Origin of the sequence: Prolixibacter bellariivorans ATCC BAA-1284 (assembly GCF_000621705.1) — a bacterium.
Taxonomy (GTDB): Bacteria; Bacteroidota; Bacteroidia; order Bacteroidales; family Prolixibacteraceae; genus Prolixibacter; species Prolixibacter bellariivorans.
Genome location: NZ_JHXO01000008.1, coordinates 397,657 through 418,710 on the forward strand (window position 1 = coordinate 397,657; position 21,054 = coordinate 418,710).

The following is a 21,054-nucleotide window of genomic DNA, read 5'->3' on the forward strand; positions in this document are numbered from 1 at the left end:
TACAGATTTCTCTGTGAATCTCTTTTTTTATCAATCAATTCAACACTTATCCTACATACGGTAAATACCGGTTTTAGGTTCAGCTATTTTCCGGTTTAGTGAAACCGAAATAGCCAGGCCCAGCACACTCCGCGTTTCGGTAGGATCGATAATGCCATCATCCCAAATGCGAGATGTACTGTACAGTGCGCGACTTTCCTCTTCAAACTGGCTGACCAAATCGGGTGCGCCGCTCTTTCCACCTTTCTTTCCGATGGATTGCAACACCTGCGATGCCTGCTCACCTCCCATTACACCAATGCGGGCATTCGGCCACATAAACAGGAAATTCGGATCGTACGCCCGACCGGCCATCGCATAATTGCCGGCACCATATGAACCACCAATAATCACCGTAAAACGAGGAACACTTGCCGTGGCTACTGCATGAATCAGTTTTGCGCCATTACGGGCAATGCCCTCCTGTTCATATTTTTTCCCGACAATAAAGCCGGTAATGTTCTGCAAAAACAACAACGGAATCTTCCGGAAGTTGCACAATTCGATAAAATGAGCCGCCTTTAACGACGCCTCCGACGTGAGAAAACCATTATTAGCAACAATGCCAACCGGATAGCCCATAATCCGGGCAAAACCAGTAATAATAGTCGTTCCGTAGCGCTCCTTGAATTCCTGGAACTTGCTACCATCTACCAAACGGGCAATGATTTCCCGCATCCTGACCGGCTTTTTCAAATCAACCGGAGCCAGACCATACAGTTCTGATGCTTTGTATAAAGGAGTTTCCGGTGGAACCACATCCAACACCTGTTTGTCAGGCAACGGCAACGTCTCGATAATGCTGCGGCACTTTTTTAATGCGTCAATATCGTTCTCCGCCAGGTGATCAGCTACACCCGAAATTCCCGTGTGCACCAGTGCGCCACCCAGTTCCTCCGCATCCACATCTTCGCCGGTAGCCGCTTTCACCAAAGGCGGACCTCCAATGAAAATGGTCCCCTGGTTTTTCACCATGATGGTTTCGTCGCTCATGGCCGGAACATAAGCGCCGCCAGCCGTACACGAGCCCATCACCACTGAAATCTGCGGGATTCCTTCCGCCGACATCCGGGCCTGGTTATGAAAAATGCGACCGAAATCAAACCTATCGGGAAACAATCGTGCCTGCTCCGGCAGGAATATTCCCCCGGAATCCACCAGATACACACATGGCAAATTATTCTGCATAGCAATTTCCTGTGCCCGAATGTGCTTTTTCAGCGTTTCGTGCACATAGGTACCACCCTTCACGGTAGCATCATTGGCAATAATCACCACTTCGCGGCCATGAATACGACCGATACCGGTAATGATTCCTGCCGATGGAAATTGGTTGTTATATTGATCGTATGCAGCCAAAGATGAAAGCTCCAGAAAGGGAGTCTGCGGATCAATCAGTAAACTGATGCGTTTACGTGCCGGCAGTTTTCCCCTGTCCAGATGTTTTTTCATCGCTGGTTCCTGTTCCCGATCAACCGTCTGCCTGAGCGCTTCCCGGTAGGAATTCAGCACATTTTCATACTCCCCGACTCTTTCCATAAAGTCAGGAGACTGCTCGTCTATTTCGGATCTAAGCTGTTTCAATTCTGCCGCAATATAAGAGTTTCATGTCTTAAATGAATATAAAAGTTTTTTGTTCAATTAAATTTGCACAAAAATGAAACAAAAGGACAGGATTTTTCCAACTGATACTGAATATCAACCAACAAATCGGGAAATGAGTAACAAATTGACCCGAATCATTCAAAATAGGAAGTATGAACGTTTAACTTTGTTGGGGATTGCGAACGCGGGTTGCGAGCAGGAATATCAGTACGGCAATCGTCAGGGAAAACATCCCGGCCGAATAATAGCTACCGGTCTGCGTTTTGCTCAAACTAAAAATCAAAGGAGCAATGGCGCTGCCAAAAACAATCATCGACATATTGAAGCCGGAAATGGCGCCGAGATGTTTACGGCCAAAAAAGCGGGGAAATGCCACCGCAGAAAGAACACTATATATTCCGCTCACGATTCCGTTTCCTAAAATCAGCACATAATAACTCCATCCATCACCAAGCATAATCAATCCAACCGACGACAATATACCTCCCAGCGCCATAATTAAAAGAAGATATTTCAAACGAACGAAATCACTGATGTAGTTTCCGCCAATGGAAACGATGACGGAGATAACCGTAGCCGGAAGGAAAATCCCCAATGCTTTGGATTCATCCATTCCAACCGTCTTAAAAATGGATAAAATATGAAAGGTTAATCCGGTAATAAAAAATCCGTTGTACGTATTTGCAATAGCAACGCCCCAGAAGGCAGTTGTTTTTCGTGCCTCTTGCAGGGTAAATTGTTTCCGGTTTTGCTGAATCTGCTCTTTCTCTGTCAAAGGGCGCGTAGTTTTGCCATCAGGCAACAGATCGCAGACTTCCGGATTATCGCGGTAGAAAACCAATACAAGTACAGCGAAAAGTAGTAACAATACTGCCAGCCAGCGCCATGTTCCAAACCATTCGAACCGGTTGATACCCCATGCGAGAATTAGCGGCGACATAGAAAAACCAAAACTGACAAAAGCACTGCTCAGTGCATTGGCCAGACCACGTTTCCGGTCGAACCACTTCATAATCATGTTTCGCGATGCCAATGTCATTACGCCTTGTCCTGAAAAACGAATCAGGAAAAAGAGCAAACTCATAACGAACACAGCGAAATAGGATAACGGCAAAAATGTAAGTCCTCTCCCTAACAAAACAATGGCCGGAGAAAAAGAAGCTACAACCAAAGCAAAAGCCAGGGTAATGGTTGCTCCGCTCATCACAAGACGAACACCATAGCGGTCGTACCATTTTCCCGCAAGGGTAAGAAACAAAGAACTACCAATGGTGCCGAACATATAGGCCAGACTTAGCTGGTCGCGCGAGATGTTCAATTCGCCAATCAAATGGTCGGTAAAAACCGAAACACCCATCGTTTGTCCGGGAATGCTGAACAGAACTCCCAGCGTTCCTATCAACACAACAAACCAACCGTAGAAAAAAGGCCAGCGATCAACACGAAAAGGAATCTTAGCGTAGTTCGGCATATGAAAGAAATTAAGATGCAAAGGTATGGAATCAAAACTTCTGTGAACCTTTTTTGGCACGTAAGCGTGCAGCTTTAACGAAAGCTTTAAATGAAATAGTTCTGCCCCGGGGATTTTTTCATTTTAGCTGATTTTACCTTGTGGAATATTTTGCCATTCATTTGGGATGGAATACTTTTAGATGATTCAAATCATCAATCATTACTCCACGACCAATGGTATTTAACCGTAAAAAAGAAGAGGAAAACCTGCAACAATCGTTCGGCAAACTAAAAGACGCAACTTTTGATTTCGATTCTATCGGGAAGTATTTTAGGAAAAAGCAGCATCCTGATGCCTTCCAGATAATATCAGATAAAACTTGCGATGATTTGGATTTTGAAGAACTGTTCATGTTTCTTGATCGGACACAATCAAAAGTCGGCCAGCAATATCTCTACAACAAACTTCGGGTCATTCCGGAGCATCATCCGGAAGTTGCAACTCACGAAGCATTGCTCAAGCGTCTTACAAACGAGCCAGCATATCGGATAGCCATACAGAAGAAACTGAAGAAACTGGACAAAAGAGAATCTTATTACATCCCTGCCCTTTTCCAGGATGAATACCTGCAACCGCCCAAATGGTTTTTTCTTATCAGGATATTATCGCTCTCCAGTTTGCTTTCACTCATACTAATCCCTTTCCTGCCACAGATCCTGTTTTTTTGGTCTTTCATCATTCTTATCAATTTTGCCCTGCATTACCGGAATAAACGTAACCTATATGCTTATCTGGCTTCTGTCCCGCAACTGCTTATTATGAACAGCGTAGCACGGGAACTATTCAAGGACCAATCGTTAAAAAAGCTAAATCCCAATTTGTCCTCTTCCATAAAAGACATCAATAAAGTCAGGAATCGGATGTCACTATTCAAATTGGAGGCTAATTTGGGAGGAGACGCAGTAGCCATATTTTGGGCATTCGTGGATATCATAAAAATCATCTTTTTATTAGAACCACTACTACTGTTTGGTGTACTAAAACAACTGGATTCCAAAAGGAAACAAATTGAAGAGGTATTTGAATTTGTCGGCCAGATAGACACATTAATTTCTATCGCTTCGCTCCGAAATGGATTAACTCATTACTGCCAACCGGAAATTAACGAACAGAATAAGAAAATATCAGCAAAAGAGCTTTATCATCCGCTTATTCCCGACTGGTAACAAACAACATTGAGATAAACGGAAAATCGATTCTCCTGACCGGTTCTAACATGTCTGGTAAAACATCCTTTATTCGTACCATCGGAATTAATGCAATTACCGCTCAAACGATAAATACCTGCTTTGCCCGTCACTTCTCATTAGCTAAAATGCGCATTTTTACTGCCATTCGAATTAGCGATGACCTGATGAATGATCGGAGCTATTACTTCCAGGAGGTTCTGACCATTAAAGAGATGATTAACTATGCTGATACTCAACATCCCAATCTTTATCTCCTCGACGAACTTTTCAAAGGCACCAATACGATTGAACGGATTTCAGCAGGCAAAGCAGTTCTTTCCTCTTTAAATCAGAATAATCATATCGTTTTCGTTTCGACACACGACATTGAACTGGCCGATTTACTGAAAGAAGAATATGAACTATTTCACTTCAGCGAAATCATCAACCACCAATCCATTGATTTTGATTATAAACTAAAGAATGGGAAATTGAAAAACCGGAATGCTATCAAAATTTTACAAATCAATGATTATCCTAAAACAATCATTGAAGATGCCATGACGATATCTCATGAGTTGGATAGAAAAGCAGAGATAGCAAAGAAACTGGAAGGCTAGTCTTTTTTCTGTGGAAACGTTAACACCAGCACCACCCCAAGAACAGAGAAAATCCCGGTAAACAGAAAGGCAATATCCGGAGATATACTCCAAAGAGATCCGGTGACCGCTGCACCCAGAAAAGAACCGAAATACTGCAGACTAACTACGATACCATTTCCGGTTCCCCGCTGTTCGTTATCAATATCACGATTCAGCAACATGGGAACGATAGTGGACACGGAAAAGGAACCCGTCATCAAAAGAACAGTTCCGGCGATGATTCCGGGAAACGATTGCCCGTAAAGCAACAAGAATCCAATCCCTTCCAACAGATAAAGGAAGAGCATCACCGGCTTTGCTTTGCTTTTTGATGCCAATCGTGAAAAGAGGGTCAGAAAAGCCATCGCTACTAATATCGCCGGCGTTAGGATCATCCACATCTGGCGGGTTTCAAGCTTTCCTTCCAGTAAAATAGGCAATATAAAAAAGAAAGCCATCATCAGCAGGTTATTGACTGTCAGCAACAATCCCCGCATAAACGTTTTCCGGTTGAAGACCGTTTTGCCTTTTCGTTTTTGGTGGTGTATCCGACGCATATTCGGATCAACCTGTTTTGTCCCGAATAATACCCAGAAAAGGCAAATCACCATCAAACCAGCGGAAAAGATAAACATCCGGTCGACCTTCAGGAAGATGTGAATCAACGGCCCGATGGTATAGGACAACATGGTGAAGGTGCCCAGAACGGCTCCCAGCCGGGTCAGTTTCTTGTCACGGGTTTCGTCACTTGCCACCGACGATATCCAGGAATACCCTACCGTGACGATGGCTCCACTCCCCTGCAACGCACGGGCAAAGATGAGCCAGTAAACCGAGGGTGCGTAAGCTGCAGTAAGCAATCCGGCAATCAGCATCAGCAAACCCGCCACCATCACCTTTTTGTACCCAATCCGGTCACTCAGGACGCCAAACGGAATCTGCAACACCGCCTGTGTCAATCCGAAAATACCTAATGCATAACCGGTCAGCCATGGAGCTCCCCCTTTCAGATTCAATGCATAAACCGACAGAAACGGAATGATGATGGACATGGAGAAAAGGCGCATTCCCAGTGTAATGGAAAGAACAGAAGTGAGATAACGGGAGTTTTTGCTCATGGCAGGTCTTTTTCAGATACGCGTAAAACGCATCAAAACGATGGGGCAAAGGTACTTCTTCCAGAAAAAGATTGAAAACCCAAAGGTCCGATTTAAGCATTTGGTAACAAGATTAGCCATATTCTCAGCCTCGCCGTCCCCTTCAACTGCCGGGTCAGTCCGGTGATGTTTCCATTCCAGTCATAACCCGAAATAGTTACGTTGTTGGCACCGGCATTGGTTGTCAAACTACTACCTTCGCCATAGTCGGCTGTCAATAGCCGGTTCAATGCATCGTAGGTAAAGCCGTATCCCTGCTTTCCGGTAGGCTGCAAAGTTCTTTCCTCGTTAAGCAGTTCCAACAATGTTCTGTATTGAACAAGGAGCTTTTAAAACGCCTCGAAGATATTGAGCTGTTACCAGACGAGGACAGAAACTACATTTTCCATACATCCTATAACCTTATTAAATCTACTAAACTCAAAGCGATATAAAGAAAAAGCCCGACGATTTGCCGGGCTTTCCTATTTTACATTTTAACCATAGTTTAAACTTGTAATATAAAGAGTTGTCACGCACAAGGCTATAAATACTATGATTAATACAACTGCAAACAAGGTCTTTTCATTTTGCCTGTGCTTCTCATAGTAGGAGTACTGCTTGATATGTCTATCATTTACAATGAAAAGAAAGTAATTGAATAAATAAGTCCCTACATAAATACCAGGAAGAATTATTCCATTTCTAAACAAAATATTTAAATGCAATAAAACGAAATCAATAATGCCAACAATCCCTATTATTCCGCAAGTTACTATTGCACTGTATATTCCAACAGCAAAATAGTAAAAATACTCATCGTCACTTAAACGTCTATAAATTGAGTATATCCAGTAAAATGTGTAATAATACATATTCATTTCGCTATTTGTTATGCACTAATACTTCCTGATTACCTACAAAGTAATTGTGGTTGCCTTCAACAGTTATATTATAAACAGTCATTTTCTCATTCAATTTTTCTATCATTTCTATTTCAGGTGTCTTTCCTTCATCAGAAGTAATCAATAATTGCCCAACTCTAAGGTTACACACTTTTACCCATCCTTGATTTTTCACATAAAATGGATGTTCTGCCGTTACATATACGGTTTCAGAACCAAAAGTAAGCTTATATATTTCAGATGTTGATCTGATGATTGTATTGGAAACAACACTATTTTCTACCATAGAAGTTTTTAAATTGAATGTTCTTACCGTATCTCCGATACATACTTTCTCGATATCCCGGAGGCTGTCGTCATTATATACTATCTTCGTGCCCGCTTTGAAACATACAGGAGACATGTTCATATAATATTGAGTACCACTTCGGGTTCCTTGTATTAAGGACCTTTGGTATTGCTTATTTTGTTGTTCAACTGCGTTTAGAAAAACAGGGTCAAATTGTCCCATCGCCTTCATTCCAAAATAAACACCTGAAAAACTCATCCCCATAATTCCGAAAAATCCTGTCACACCAGCCCCCATATCTGTCCCCCCCTCCTTCGCGGATATTTGTTTCGTTATCATCTGATATGCAGTGGAAAATAAGCCAATACCCCCTAATATGTTACCTCCCATTCTAAAAACTCCTCCAAGTTTAAGTGCTTTTGCTCCATCTAGACCGAGATATCTCCATCCTGAGTTTGTCGGAAAACTGGTAATTGAACCACTACCACTTGTTAGTGGTTTAAATCTGGATAAATTAGAGCCAGCACCCAATGTTTGGCCGATGTTATAACCTGCTGCTCCAAGTGTAAAGGAAAGAGATGTATTAACATTGTTAAAAAGCTCAAAATTTAAATCAGCAGGACCGTTTTGTCCCTCCTGTTCAGAGGCGCTTTGAGTAACATAAGGACTTGCCCCATTATCACCAAATGTAAAAGTCTGGGAAGAATGCGTACCATTAAACAACCGCATCAAAAAATCATTTAATGCAGGATTTGTCTGCGTGTTGGCTGAATCCGGTTTCATCCCCATGAAATCAATATATTTCATCGGATTGTTTGCGGCATAGGCGTAGGTAGATTGGAAATTATACTTTTCAGAAAGCGGATCCACAGTATGAAACCTTCCTAATGCCGCATCATACATCCTTGCTCCGTAATCATACCAGTCCAGTGTACCGTTGCCAATGGCATCATCCTGCAGTTCCTTGCCGTTGTACAGGTACTTGTTGTCGGAAGAACCTGCTATTTTCAGTGCCATGCCAAACGGGTAGTACTCAACCTCCTGGTCGACTACTGCCGTCGTGCCACTGTAATGGAATGTTAAGCGCGTATTCCCCAGGTGGTCTTTCAGGTAATAATAGTACCGCCCGGCCGACGGGTCGTAATACCCCTCGGAAGTCAACACTTTTTTCAGGGTGCCGTTCTCGTAAATAAAGGTACCATCGTAAAGGGTGGTGGAAGCAGTACCCGAAACGGTAGCCGTTTTACTCCACTTGTTACCCCCGGCATCATACGTGTAGTCGACCTTATTCGTCGAATTCTGGTAGTACTGCTTCGGCAGGTTCAGCTCATCGAAGTAAGTAACCGTCAAACCACGTAGGCCGTCACTGGTAGCGTTTCCGTTGCCGTCGTAGCTGAAAGTGCCACTTTTATAGATTCCATTATACGTACCGGAGATGCTGCTGAGCTGACTCTCTGACTATGGAATTAATCATGTTTCACAATTCTTAAATGAGGTTGTAAGCCCCAAAATTTACATGGCTACTTCTTATAGACGTTCTAAACATTATATATTAAACGTACTTGAAGGTCTTTGGGAGCCTTCTCACACCCTAATAACTTAATTTACCTCTGATGATTATCATCAAGGGATTTTCCTATCAGTTACAACACAAAACATAATCAAATATTATAACGAAGGACAATATACTGACTTCCAAACTCATCTTATTGTCCTTCGTTACATCGCATTGAGTTTACTAAAGCCATAAGGCCTCTAATCACTCATCTCTAAAATAAAACCAATGGGGATCAATCTTTTTATAATTCACAACTCGCAAACTGTCAGAAAGTCTATTTTGAGGCTCTACCGTTCTGACTAAAGTAACCTTATCTTTTTTTAACAAAAACAACTTTTCCTTTGGCCTGTAAAATATTGCATCAATTCCTAAGGATTTAAAATCTAAATACAATTTCTTGCTTATTATAGATTTTCCTGAATATCTATGAAGGGAATCTTTATTTAGTGAAAAAAACACAGAATCTTGAAAAGGAAATATTCGTTTAAACATGACGGGCTCTCCGTCGGTAACCAAGTAACGAGCTTCTATTTTGTCATTTAGCATGTAATCAAAAACATAAACATCATTCTTTCCACCTCTTAAATAAATATTCCAATTCTCAAATTCAGAAAAAGGCTTTTCTTTATTCGATGAATATATCTTCTTTACCTCTAAAGGAAATTCTTTTGTATCACAATTCTGAAAGATAAGTAACAGAAAAAAAATTGCTAAAGTTTTCATAATTGTATGCATTACTTATTTGACTTACTCCATTCATATCCCAATCCAATAGAATATTGGTCGTCCTTTGAATCTAAACTCCTATAATGTGGATCCATTAAGCTATTGATATGAGCTCCAAGTTTTGCGGCGAACTTTGAGAATCCTAATTTACTAGCACCTGCTCCCCATAAAAAATTACCAAAATTATAGTTGTTATGCGCAACAGCTCCAGAAGCCGTCTTGGTAATATATAACTTATCAGCCCTTATTGGTTGTTTTACCCCGTCTATTGATGGCTTAGCTGTAACAACATAATCCATTTTCCCTTCTCCTTTTAAGTTAGAGGCATCGCTTTCACTAGTAATAAATTCAACTTTATTCGCTTGATTTTCTTTATCGTTTACCCCTGATTCATCTAAAACTTCAGAAATTGTTTTATCGCTAACTATTTCTACTCCAGCGATTTCTCCTTTATCAATAGCCTTCGGATCATTTTCAGGGTCAGCAAATTTAAAGGAAAGTGGTTTTCGTGTACTACTCCCAAGTACTAATCCAGTATGTTCTCCAGGCTTTTTTATTTTCCCAGTATAATCGCCTTTTTCATTGAAAATATATTCATCAGTCCTCATACCATCAGGGTCGATAAACCGAATGGGATTATTCATTGTATAAGAGTAAGAACTGTTATTGTAACAACTTTCAGCTAGTGGATCAACCGAATGCCACCTACCCAACGCCGGGTCATAAAACCTGGCGCCATAATCATACCAGTCCATATTGCCCAGGCCAATGGCATCGTCCTGCAACTCTTTCCCGTTGTACAGGTACTTGTTGTCGGATGAACCCGATATTTTAAGGGCCATACCAAACGGGTAGTAATCCACCTGCTGAACCACTGTGCCGGCATCATCAACCTGGATACGGGTATTACCCAGATGGTCCTTCAAATTGTACAGGTACACAGGGTTTGAAGGAGTCGTTACCATCCCCTCTTCATTCAGGATATATTTCAATGAACTTCCCTGGTACATAAAGTTGCCCGTATAGTAGTACGATGTGGTATCACCATCTATTATATTCTGCTTGCACAACTTCACGCCACCGGAAGTATAAAGATACCTGATTTTGTGTTTCCCCACAAACAACCGACGCGTCAGGTTCAGGTAATTGTAACGAATAGCGGTCAGCCCCAGGTTATCATCATCGGTCTGGTTACCGTTCAGGTCATAGGTGTACTCCACATCGTGCGGGGTCCTTCCTTCGGTAAAACCAATGTGCCGGTCACCCGCTTCGCTTACGGCCTTCAGCTGGTTCCCAATGTAAGAGAACGACAGGCTGTCAACAGTCCCCGACCGCTTCATGTGCCGGTTCAGTTTGACAATATTCCCGTTCCAGTCATATTCCGGGATGCTCACATTATTGACCCCAACATTGGTGGCAAAATTGCTGCCCTCGCCATAATTAGCTGTTCTCAACCGGTTCAAGGCATCATAGGTAAAGCCATACCCTTGTTTTCCCAGCGGCGAAAGAGAGCCGTCGTTGTACTGTGTGTTCCATTCCGTAGCGGAGATGTTTCCGTTGTACTGCTGGTCGGCAGTCAGTCCGGATGGCACCGTGTTGTAGTACAGCGCCATATTAAACTGGTGCTGGCTGCCACTGCCCGGATCTACTCCCGGGTCATTGATCTGGCTCAGCCACCCCCGGATGTTATACGCGTAGTTCAGTTCCTGTACGCCGGCTCCCGGGGCACCGTTCAACGTTTTCCGTTCCAACTGTCCCAGCTCGTTATATTCCATCGAAGAGAGGATGATCTCCGGGTTATCGTTCAGTTTGTACTTCACCTGCGTCATCCTTCCCCGGTGATCATAACTGTAGGTTTCCAGAACCGTATTGTTGTTCCCTTCGAAGGACTGTACCGTTTTGCTTTGCAATACATCACCTGTAAAATCGTACTCCGAGCTGGTTACTTCATAGTTACCACTGCTTTGCGGATACAAGTCTCGCAGGGTTTCAATCACCCGGTAACGGTCGTCATAATACGTTGTGGTAACCAGCCAGATACCGTCGGTAGTCAGTTCATTATCGTCCAGCACCTTTTCCCGCACACCGGTTACCTGTCCTTTTACATTATCAAAATAACGGCTGTCTCCCGAAGTATCGCTGTAACCGCTAACGTTCGCACCGTCATCAAAAGCCTTGCTCCCCGGGTAATCATAGTCGTCATAATAAATCACTTTCTGCAGTTTCTTTTCCATAACCGAGAACTTAACAGGAAAGCTCTGATCCAGAGTATACCCAATGTCGGAGGTATCACGGCTTTCATAATAGATACCTTCATAGGAATCCAGGTAGGCCTGCTGATCTTCCCGGGTTTTCACGGTAGTCTTGATACCAATCAATACCGGGCGGTTCAACTTATCGTACTTGGTAAACTGCCATTGTCCCAGGTGCCGCATATTACCGTCCTGAATCTCTATCAGACGGTCACGTTTGTCGTATACCATGTACACGATATCGGCCCCCGGAAGCTTCTTCTCGATCATCCGTTTCCGGCCGTCGTACTTGTAGGTATAACACAACGAATCCATCTCACTGGTGTTGATACTGTTATTCCCGTCCGCAAAAACCTTGGGCGGGAATACATAGCGCAGCAACCCAAAATCGTCGTACACATAGTAGGTGTTTAGTTCATCCACCTGGGTAGTGCTGCCGGATGCCAATACATAACTCCGTTTCAGCACCACCTGTCCCAACTTGTCCTTAAACTCCTCGGTGGTATGTAGCTTGTTCAGCGCAACCGAGCCCTGGTCGGTCCAGTTCTCATCTTTGGTTACCGTTTTATACAGGGTCCCTGCATCATACCATGACGGGCTTCCGACAGCCAGCGAATCGGTAACCGGATCGACCCGGTACAGGGCCACTTCGTCTGCCTGGTTCGGCAGGTATCCCATTTTCACCGTATGCCCACCAGCAAGCTGCCAGGCCTGCCCCGGGGCTCCCTGTTCCATTACCCGGTTCAGGGGAGAGTTGTCAAATACAGTTTCAGCAAAAGCCGTTGTGCCGTCAGCGCTACCGTGAAGCTCAGTATAGTAAGCTGCCTGTTCGGTTGAATCCGTTGCAACAAAAGCTCCGTTGGAATTTGCTTTAGGATATGACAGGAATTTCATTGCTTCCCGCCCATACGCATCATACCGCACCGGACGTACGATATCTGCTAATCCGGGAGAAGCCTTCACCTGCACTTCCTGGGCTAACCGCCCAAGGCCGTCAAAGTAGTTCACTGTTTCGCTCTTTTGTGCCGCCGTTAACGAAGCAACGGAAGCCGTGTCCGTGATTCCTTCCTGGCGGATAGTCATCTGACTGACATAGTTTTTATTCGAATACGCAGTCTCCGATGGGATGACATCAACCTCCACCGTTAATGCATCACTCCACAGGTACGATGGTGCACCTAAACGGGAACGAAGATATACTGTTTTGGAAGCAGAAAATTCCCTGACCATTGAAGAATTATCTGTCGTTTCGCCTTCCGCTGAATCTTCCCAGTAATAGGTCTCTCCTTCGGGAATCCCTATACTATCCAGACTAACCGTTGTCTTTCCATCCTCCATAGTGATCTCTGGTGTTGGAGGTATACCGGGTTGAGTATACACCATTACTTCACCAACGCGCGTCGGGCCCCAAGTGCCTAAAACCGTATGGTACGAACGAAGGTAATAGGTATTATCAGTCGTATAGAGTTTTGTAGCATTACCGTCGGCCATCGATGTACCGGTACTGCCCGTCTGCCAGTAATACTCTTCATATGAAGTTAAAGCAGAGGGCTTGGACAAAACCGTTTGTCCACTGCTATAACTCGCTTCAGCTGACGGTGGCATCGTCGGAGCGTTGTACACCGATACTTTGACACTCGAGCTGTTCACACTGCCACATCCTCCCAGGTCAGTTACTTTACGGTAATACCAGGTCGATTGTGTCAAAACACCGGGTGAATAACTCACAGCATTGCTGTTATTAATCGGGGTCCAGGTGCTGTTGTCAGTCGACTCGTACCATGTGTATTCATAACTTCCAGTACCACCCGTAGCAGTGCTTCCTGTTAACGGATCGGGCTGGGTGTTATAGGATATATTTTGTGTTCCATTAATACTCCCAGGATCAAGCTGGGCACGAACAGTTATCGTTACACTGGCGGTAGCTTTTGTTGTACAGTCATCAGATACCGTTCGACGGTAATAATGGGTTGAGGTCAAAGTACCCGGTGGTTGATAACTTGCAACATTGCTGTTATCGAGCCCTGTCCAGTTACTACCATCGGTCGATTCCTCCCAATGGTAACTGAGAGTTCCTGAGCCCCCGGTAGCCAGATTTGCACTGCTTAATGTTCCAACTGAACTATCATAACAAATCGTTTGGGTTCCACTGATGATTCCCGGATTAAGCTCGGAATTAACTGAAACGGTGACAACATTGCTATACTTCGTTACACAATCATCAGATACCGTTCGACGGTAATAACGGGTCGAGGTCAAAGTACCCGGAGAATAACTCGCAACATCGGTGCTACCAATTCCGGTCCAGTTACTCCCATCTGTCGACACCTCCCATTGGTAACTGAGAGCTCCTGAGCCCCCGGTGGCTACATTTACATTGTCTAAGCTCCCCGCGGAACTATTGTAACAAATCGTTTTTGTGCCAATGATACTTCCCGGATTAAGCTCGGCACCTACAGTTACTTTGACACTGGCGGTAGCTTTTGTTGTACAGTCATCGGATACCGTTCGACGGTAATAACGGGTCGAGGTCAAAGTACCCGGAGAATAACTTGCAACATTGGTGCTACCAATCCCTGTCCATGTACTACCATTGGTCGACACCTCCCATTGGTAACTGAGAGCTCCTGAGCCCCCGGTGGCTACATTTACATTGTCTAAGCTCCCCGCGGAACTATTGTAACAAATCGTTTTTGTACCAATGATGCTTCCCGGAATAAGCTCGGCACCTACAGTTACTTTGACACTGGCAGTAGCTTTTGTCGTACAATCATCGGATACTGTTCTCCGGTAATAACGGGTCGAAGTTAAAGTACCCGGAGAATAACTTGCAACATTGGTGCTTCCGATTCTGGTCCAGTTACTACCATCAGTCGATACCTCCCACTGGTAGCTGAGAGTTCCTGAGCCTCCCGTCGCCACATTTACATTGTCTAAGCTCCCGGCGGAACTATTGTAACAAATCGTTTTTGTGCCAATGATGCTTCCCGGAATAAGCTCGGCACCCACAGTTACTTTGACACTGGCAGTAGCTTTCGTGTCACAGATGTCGGACACCGTTCTCCGGTAATAATGAGTTGAAGTCAGGGTACCCGGTGGCTGATAACTCGCAACATTGGTATTAGCAATCGGTATCCAGGTACTGTTATCGGTCGATACCTCCCACTGGTAACTGAGTTCTCCCGCCCCCCCGGTGGCCAAATTTTCATTGTCTAATATTCCGGCAGAACTACCGTAACAAATGTTTTTTGTACCGCTAATGCTACCAGGAATCAACTGCTCGTGAACCAAAATCGTAACACTTTGCGTGTGCTTTATCTCACAACCATCGCTTATCGTGCGGCGGTAATAATGCGTCGAAGTCAAACTCTCCGTAGGAGAATAACTTGCAACATCGGTGTTATTAATCCCTGTCCAGTTAATCTCATCGGTCGATACCTCCCAGATGTATTCGTATTTAGAGGGATCACCACCTGTTGCCAGTGTTTCATTTTTTAATTCTCCGGCCGGACTATTATAGCAAACCCACTTTGAACCGCTGATAATTCCGGGATCCAAGGCCGTTTGTTGCGAAATACTGGCGCTTCCTGACACTGACATACTGGCCTGACAACCGTTGGTTGAAACCCCAATAATCTCATAATTACCAGGTGTCGTCAAACCATCCCAGGTCATGAGTCCCCCATCACCGTCCTTACTACTAACCGGATTTCCATCACAGTATAACGTATATGTCACATCGGTCTCACTCCATATCAGATCAATGCTTGCGCTCGTAATGCATGGAGTCAGTACTCCGCCGCCACCATAAGTGAAGGAACTGGGTAGCGGATTGACCACAACAGATGCCGACCCTGGCATCTGTTGGTTTAACCCGTTTTTGGAGGCTACAACCGTATAGCTCCCCGTGACGGTCTGTTTTCCAAAATCCAAAGCGGAACCTGTTCCCGACAATGTCATGACAGTTGTGGTTACGTTTCGTCTCAATGCATAACTGACCCCGATATCAGACCCGGCCAACCCCACATCCACACCTGAACCAGGGGAACCATCGGAACAAAGAGTCCCTCCTCCCGTTACATTGTAGGAGTTGATGACAACTCCCTTCTGGGTGACGGTAACATTGATACCATCGACATTAACGGTGGCGGACCGGGATGCTGCCATTTCGTTAGGACTACAGACAATATCAAAGCCTCGAAAAGTTTCATTCTGAATGGACAGCCACCAGGCTTGTTCACTAATCGTAAAGGTGCAGTTTGCATCCTGCCTCAAGACTTCAATAAATATAGTTCCTCCCACATCCTCAAAACTGACGGAACCGGGGTTAACGCTGGTTACACATCCACTCGGGACGGAAATTTCAGGTGAAGCAACAGCCGTACCGGCAGACTGCTCCTCTGTTTCACGATTGACCGAATACCCGTTTGATGGCATATGCATCAAAAACAAGGCAAGGAAAAATATGATTGTTTGTATTGATTTCATTGGACTAAGTTTTAGTTTGAATAGGTAGAATGGTTACTGCTGAGCATAGTGGTACTTGTAATGCTGCACAATGTTCCCTTTTGAATCCCGGGTACTTTCCAGACGACCGAAAGAATCGTAGTTGTAATACGTGGTCTGACCATTGGGATCGGTCATGGAGGTAATGCCAACCAGGGGCTCATAGGTGTAGAACGAGACCAAAATATCGTTCCCTGCAATAGTTGAACTATTGAGCAATGCCGAAATAAAATTCTTCAATGCCAATTTTTCATTGCTGGTATATAGTTTACCAACAGCCTGCAGAAGCGCATCAATCGAATTGTATCCCAAACTATTAAGCACACTATTCAGTGCAGTTGAGAATGTAGAATAATCCAGGTTCTTCGCATAAAGAACAGGTAACGTCTGATTATATCCGTATAAAATAGACGTCGTTATTCCTCTCTTTTGATCGGTGAATTGTACAACATTTTTGCGATCATCATACTGATCGATTGCAAGTTGTGATTCAAGACTGTTGCCCAAATATGATTTCTCAACATTATTCAAAAGAACAGTTCCATCTGTTTGCATTTCATAGTTTTTCCGCAACCAGGTATCCAATTGTCCATGTTTGTAATCCTTCTGATCAACAATGTCTGATATTTGATGATTCATGACCATTTGATCCAATGCCGTAACCGCAGCACTGGTTAATCCGGTCAGTTCTCCATCCTGGTAAGGATACCAGTACTTACCGGAAATAATATCTCCATTGCTATTTACGGTCGAATCACTTGTCAATTGAAAGTAAACCGGATCATATTTCATGTATTTGGTCGTCACTACCGGTTCCGCTCCACTTTCGTCATACGTTTCAGTTGTAGTGGATTTCAATTTATAATTCCCTAACTGTAAAACATAGTTTTCGGGAATATACCTTTCCGGCCAGGTTACAGACGCCCCGTCCCAGGAAGCACTGCTAAAATATACCTTTTGTAATACCTTAAAGGCTTTAACTGATATACCTTTTTTTGTTTCGTATCGATATAAATTTTTCTGTTGCAACACATAACTATCATCGTCATTCCTGTATTTTCTCTCCTCTGATAATCTGCCTGACTTATATTTGGGATATAACAAGTAATCATATGGGAAATATTGGTTTCCGAAAAATCCAACGATTTCTTCAGTCCTGGTAAAGTAATATTCTGTTTTACCAACATTATCAAATGGAGTACCCGAATATTCGGTTACCTTTCCATACTCAACGGGAGAGTTCCCGTTATATCCCCAGTCAATATAGGAATTTGAATTAACATAAAATAGTATTGCAGTATAATCATTAGACCCTGAAGGATTATTTAAACTCGATTCATTATGATTCAGATATAGATTTTTTGTATGAGTATCGATATTGGGGCTGACCAAATAACCAATACCTATATTTCCTGAGACCTGAATATCGCCGTAAACGTAACTTTTAGTAGCAGAAGGGACCGTACTGTTTGCATCAAAATTTTCTATTTTTTTTATCCTTAATCCACCAGCCATTTCCGGGATCCATTCCTGAGGATCTGTTACAATGATATTATCGTCATAGCTTATGGTTCCGGAAACATAAGCTGCACCTATTATCGAATTCGGAGATGTACAGTCACAAGTTTCAGCTCGAAGGTGATAAGTTCTACCAGCTCTCAAGTAAATCTGCACGGTACCATTCAATGGCTGATCAGTTATATGTTGAAGTTCACTGAAAAGCACCTCATCAGAAACACTATCCACTAAAGTTAGCCTGGGATAATTATCATATTGAACTCCATATGTTGTAGTGAACTCATATGTCAAAGTAGTCATTCCATCTAAAGGTGGAGTAAAGCTAATCTCATCGACTAATTTTGTTTCAATATTCAAGGAAGGATCACTTACATGACCGACTGCCATTACATTCTTCACGATTGATATCACCTTAGTCTGGCCTCCATCATAAGTGCTCTGTGACACATAATAGTTGGGTTCATAGGTAAACTCAGTCCTCCCTCCGGTCGGATAGGTAATGCTTTTAAGTATACATGCCTGCATCGAAGCAGCATCTGGTTCCCGATTAGCCGTTCCGATAGTGGTTGAGGTATGAGCTAATGTTACCTCGGGAATCAAATTGTCATTTGTTAACACCCCGTTGTAATACCCCCAGTAATCCTGTGCTGTTGTCTTTCTTGCCGGCAAGTTGGTACTATTGTACTCAAAGCGATAACTCTTTTGAGATTGTGTTGGCGACACGATATCGACACCTGTTAGCTTTAAACTCTTCTCTTCTACCCCTGTTGATGAATAGGTTTCTACGACATGCCAATGCCACGATCGGTCAAAGTAAGCGTCATTCAAGAAATTTATAGTCTTCAACTCATGAAAAGCATTGTCCTCGCTGCTCTTATTAAAAACCTGAAAATTAACCAATCGGGTTATCGGAGAATCCTGTCTGTCATCAATCGCATTAAATAGCACCTTCCCGTTACTAAAATCAATCTCTGAAAGTTGCCTGCTGTTGCCAATGCTAGCTACTGTCGCATTCCAGCCGTACTCTTGTGTCCCAATAGGCGGAGGATTAACGCCATCTACTTCCGTAATATAGCTTTGATACTGGCTTCCCAGGTTGTAACTAGAGGCTAAATGCGAATTATAACGAAAGTAAATGGTATCTGACCTGTCAGATGAAATAATCTCTGTCAGGTACCAGGCTGTCACCGATTGATTAAGTCCAGTATAACTCAAGTTTGGTGGTTGTATTACGGTTTGCTCATACGCTTCTCGGCCGTCCGTTCCCATTCCAAAACGATACATCCTTCCATCAGGAGCTGTGACCGTTATTGCAAATAATCCTGAAGATTGTATCTTCAGATTATCAAGTCCCATGGTATGATACTCCCCATCGTTCCCAAGGACAAATTGTCCCGAATATCCACCGAAATTATAATTGTAAATGTCCGGCTCCCGATCAAACGTTCCTTTAAAGCAGTTTCTAACAAACTCAAAATCAGATTCCGTTGTCAGATCAATATCGGAAGCATCCGGTACATCATTGTAATACAAATTAAAACCATAACCACTTTCATCCGGGGCACCTTTTGTTGATTTTGTAATTACACCTCCCGCATTCAGTGCCCAGCCTAAACCGACCCATGAAGCTTCTTCATCGACCTTAATTCCCGACGCATGATAGCTCAAAGAAATAGGTAATGTGAGCTCCTGTGTTTTAATGGTGTACAACGGAATCGAGATGTCAATCAATCCATTTTGAAGATTTACCGGATACTTCCCATATTCACCTAGAGAAGCAGCTGTTGGTGATGTAGGAAACGCTATTTGCGCGTCGTACCTTGAGTAATCATCTTGTTCTGTGCTTTGCGCCATTGTTGTATGGGGCAATAACCAAATTATCACCCCCATAATTAAGACATTAATAAATGTCCTGAATTTATTTTTATTCATGTTTCTTTTATTGACGTTGTTTTCAATTTTTGTGAAATATCTGTATGGTGTCGCTATTATTTTCATCTGATTAGTTACAACTCCTCCAAAACCTTATAAGGTACCAGACGAAGATCCTTATAAGGATCAGCAGCAAATGGTACTAACCTTTTTCGGAAAAAGGTTATAAGGATCAGGGGAAAATGGTTATAAGGTTTTTCTTCTGATGGTTATAAGGATCTGCCGCGTGTAGTTACAACCCCATGTCCGGGAAGCCGCAAACCGGACTCCCAAATACGGGCAAGAGGCTTTTAACCTCCTACCACGCTAATCTCGGCATCCAACCGGCCAGTGGCAATTTCCTTCCGTCCTATCAGGATCGAGCGTACTTCCACATGGTAAGTACCTGCTGCCAGAGCCGGGGCCAGGAAGTGCAGCTCACCGGGTTTGTTCAGCGAAATCACCTCCACGCGGGTTTCGGTGGCATCGTTGGCAATAAAGAAGATGCCCTGTGCCGGGTCCGAAGCATCGTACTTGAGGTAACTGCCCCGCAACGTAGCCAATCCGGCTGAGGTGAGCTGGTCGTTCACACTACCCGTAGCCGCATCGACCAACTGATCGATAACCGGGCCGGCCTTTTCTCCGCGCACCTTCTGGGTCTTCACGGAATCCATCACTTTACGCAGTTCCACACCCGGGCTCAGGTTGAACCGGATGCTGTGACGTGAGGAATCGAACGAGTCGTCGAGCCCGTTGAATACTCCTTTGATGCTCATGTTCAGGTTAAATACGGGAGTGGTAATGTTATTGCCCAGGGCAGCCTGTTCGCAAATCACTTCCCTCTCCATTTTCAGTACCGCCATAATATCGGTGGCGGTGAGCGTAGAGCCCCGTTTCAGCATTAATTGGATAATCGCCTCCTGGTCGAGGCTGATGGCATTGGTGGTTACTGCCATGTAGTCGTTGGGATCGCTTGTCAGGTGGTTCTCAAACAAAGCGTAGTTCAATACATCATTTTCCATTGTCAGGTTGGTTTGGTTATTTGTTAATGCCAGTTGCCAAAAACGATCTCCCGGAAAGATTTTTCAGTCTTTTTACCCCTTCCCTAAAGGGTGAATCCTGAAAAATCAAATTTCCCTTTAAACTCCGAATTTCTGCAGGCAAAGCAGGAAACGGGATGCTTTCTGATTCCGATTCGTTTCAGACAACAGTTTGGTTAAAGCAGTTTGGTATATCCTTCGCCGAAGGGAACAGATCTCCTTCTATCGGCGAAAGCTTGAGAGGAC

The 21,054-nt window shown here is 43.7% G+C and carries 11 protein-coding genes; 2 read left to right on the forward strand and 9 right to left on the reverse strand.

Features of this window, described 5'->3' with window-relative positions; genetic code table 11:
• Nucleotides 1-51 precede the first annotated feature (51 nt).
• Both T426_RS0111700 and T426_RS0111705 read right to left on the reverse strand, forming a co-directional pair.
• On the reverse strand, nucleotides 52-1,623 hold the full coding sequence (locus tag T426_RS0111700; RefSeq protein ID WP_027585739.1) for a carboxyl transferase domain-containing protein: 1,572 nt from the start codon (nucleotides 1,621-1,623) through the stop codon (nucleotides 52-54).
• A gap of 181 nt (nucleotides 1,624-1,804) precedes the next feature.
• Nucleotides 1,805-3,115 (reverse strand): MFS transporter, encoded by a 1,311-nt coding sequence (locus T426_RS0111705; protein WP_025865292.1) that lies wholly within the window; start codon nucleotides 3,113-3,115, stop codon nucleotides 1,805-1,807.
• A 215-nt stretch (nucleotides 3,116-3,330) separates the two neighbouring features.
• Here T426_RS0111705 and T426_RS26005 point away from each other — a divergent pair, with 215 nt between their 5' ends.
• Together T426_RS26005 and T426_RS26010 are read left to right on the forward strand one after the other, a co-directional pair.
• Entirely contained in the window at nucleotides 3,331-4,323 is a 993-nt protein-coding gene (locus T426_RS26005) for a hypothetical protein (RefSeq protein WP_199898661.1), read from the forward strand.
• A gap of 35 nt (nucleotides 4,324-4,358) precedes the next feature.
• On the forward strand, nucleotides 4,359-4,946 hold the full coding sequence (locus T426_RS26010; RefSeq protein ID WP_262502895.1) for a MutS-related protein: 588 nt from the start codon (nucleotides 4,359-4,361) through the stop codon (nucleotides 4,944-4,946).
• Here the strand turns inward: T426_RS26010 and T426_RS0111715 are convergent.
• The 7 genes from T426_RS0111715 to T426_RS0111750 all read right to left on the reverse strand — a co-directional run bounded on the left by T426_RS0111715 (nucleotide 4,943) and on the right by T426_RS0111750 (nucleotide 20,790).
• Complete coding sequence (locus tag T426_RS0111715; RefSeq protein WP_025865291.1) at nucleotides 4,943-6,085, reverse strand: MFS transporter; 1,143 nt, start codon at nucleotides 6,083-6,085, stop codon at nucleotides 4,943-4,945. The genes T426_RS26010 and T426_RS0111715 overlap by 4 nt on opposite strands.
• A gap of 92 nt (nucleotides 6,086-6,177) precedes the next feature.
• Nucleotides 6,178-6,426 (reverse strand): hypothetical protein, encoded by a 249-nt coding sequence (locus tag T426_RS0111720; RefSeq protein WP_036984777.1) that lies wholly within the window; start codon nucleotides 6,424-6,426, stop codon nucleotides 6,178-6,180.
• Between the two features lie 562 nt (nucleotides 6,427-6,988).
• Nucleotides 6,989-8,461 carry a polymorphic toxin-type HINT domain-containing protein gene (locus T426_RS25140; protein ID WP_262502894.1) on the reverse strand — a complete coding sequence of 491 codons (1,473 nt, stop codon included), beginning with the start codon at nucleotides 8,459-8,461 and terminating at the stop codon, nucleotides 6,989-6,991.
• Between the two features lie 595 nt (nucleotides 8,462-9,056).
• Entirely contained in the window at nucleotides 9,057-9,578 is a 522-nt protein-coding gene (locus T426_RS0111735; protein WP_081782494.1) for a hypothetical protein, read from the reverse strand.
• Between the two features lie 11 nt (nucleotides 9,579-9,589).
• Nucleotides 9,590-16,321, reverse strand: a complete 6,732-nt coding sequence (locus T426_RS0111740) for a DUF6443 domain-containing protein (RefSeq protein WP_027585741.1) — start codon at nucleotides 16,319-16,321, stop codon at nucleotides 9,590-9,592.
• 33 nt (nucleotides 16,322-16,354) lie between these two features.
• Nucleotides 16,355-19,747, reverse strand: a complete 3,393-nt coding sequence (locus T426_RS0111745) for an RHS repeat protein (protein WP_036985424.1) — start codon at nucleotides 19,745-19,747, stop codon at nucleotides 16,355-16,357.
• A gap of 332 nt (nucleotides 19,748-20,079) precedes the next feature.
• Nucleotides 20,080-20,790: a DNA-binding domain-containing protein gene (locus tag T426_RS0111750; protein ID WP_036985426.1), complete on the reverse strand. Its 711-nt coding sequence runs from the start codon at nucleotides 20,788-20,790 to the stop codon at nucleotides 20,080-20,082.
• Between the last annotated feature and the right edge of the window lie 264 nt (nucleotides 20,791-21,054).

Bases quoted from the DNA above. Each gene is read 5' to 3' on its own strand.
- T426_RS0111750 (WP_036985426.1), bottom strand. From the start codon at position 20,790: ATGGAAAATGATGTATTGAACTACGCTTTGTTTGAGAACCACCTGACA.
- T426_RS0111740 (WP_027585741.1), bottom strand. From the start codon at position 16,321: ATGAAATCAATACAAACAATCATATTTTTCCTTGCCTTGTTTTTGATG.
- T426_RS0111745 (WP_036985424.1), bottom strand. From the start codon at position 19,747: ATGGGGGTGATAATTTGGTTATTGCCCCATACAACAATGGCGCAAAGC.
- T426_RS26005 (WP_199898661.1), top strand. From the start codon at position 3,331: ATGGTATTTAACCGTAAAAAAGAAGAGGAAAACCTGCAACAATCGTTC.
- T426_RS0111705 (WP_025865292.1), bottom strand. From the start codon at position 3,115: ATGCCGAACTACGCTAAGATTCCTTTTCGTGTTGATCGCTGGCCTTTT.
- T426_RS0111715 (WP_025865291.1), bottom strand. From the start codon at position 6,085: ATGAGCAAAAACTCCCGTTATCTCACTTCTGTTCTTTCCATTACACTG.
- T426_RS0111735 (WP_081782494.1), bottom strand. From the start codon at position 9,578: ATGAAAACTTTAGCAATTTTTTTTCTGTTACTTATCTTTCAGAATTGT.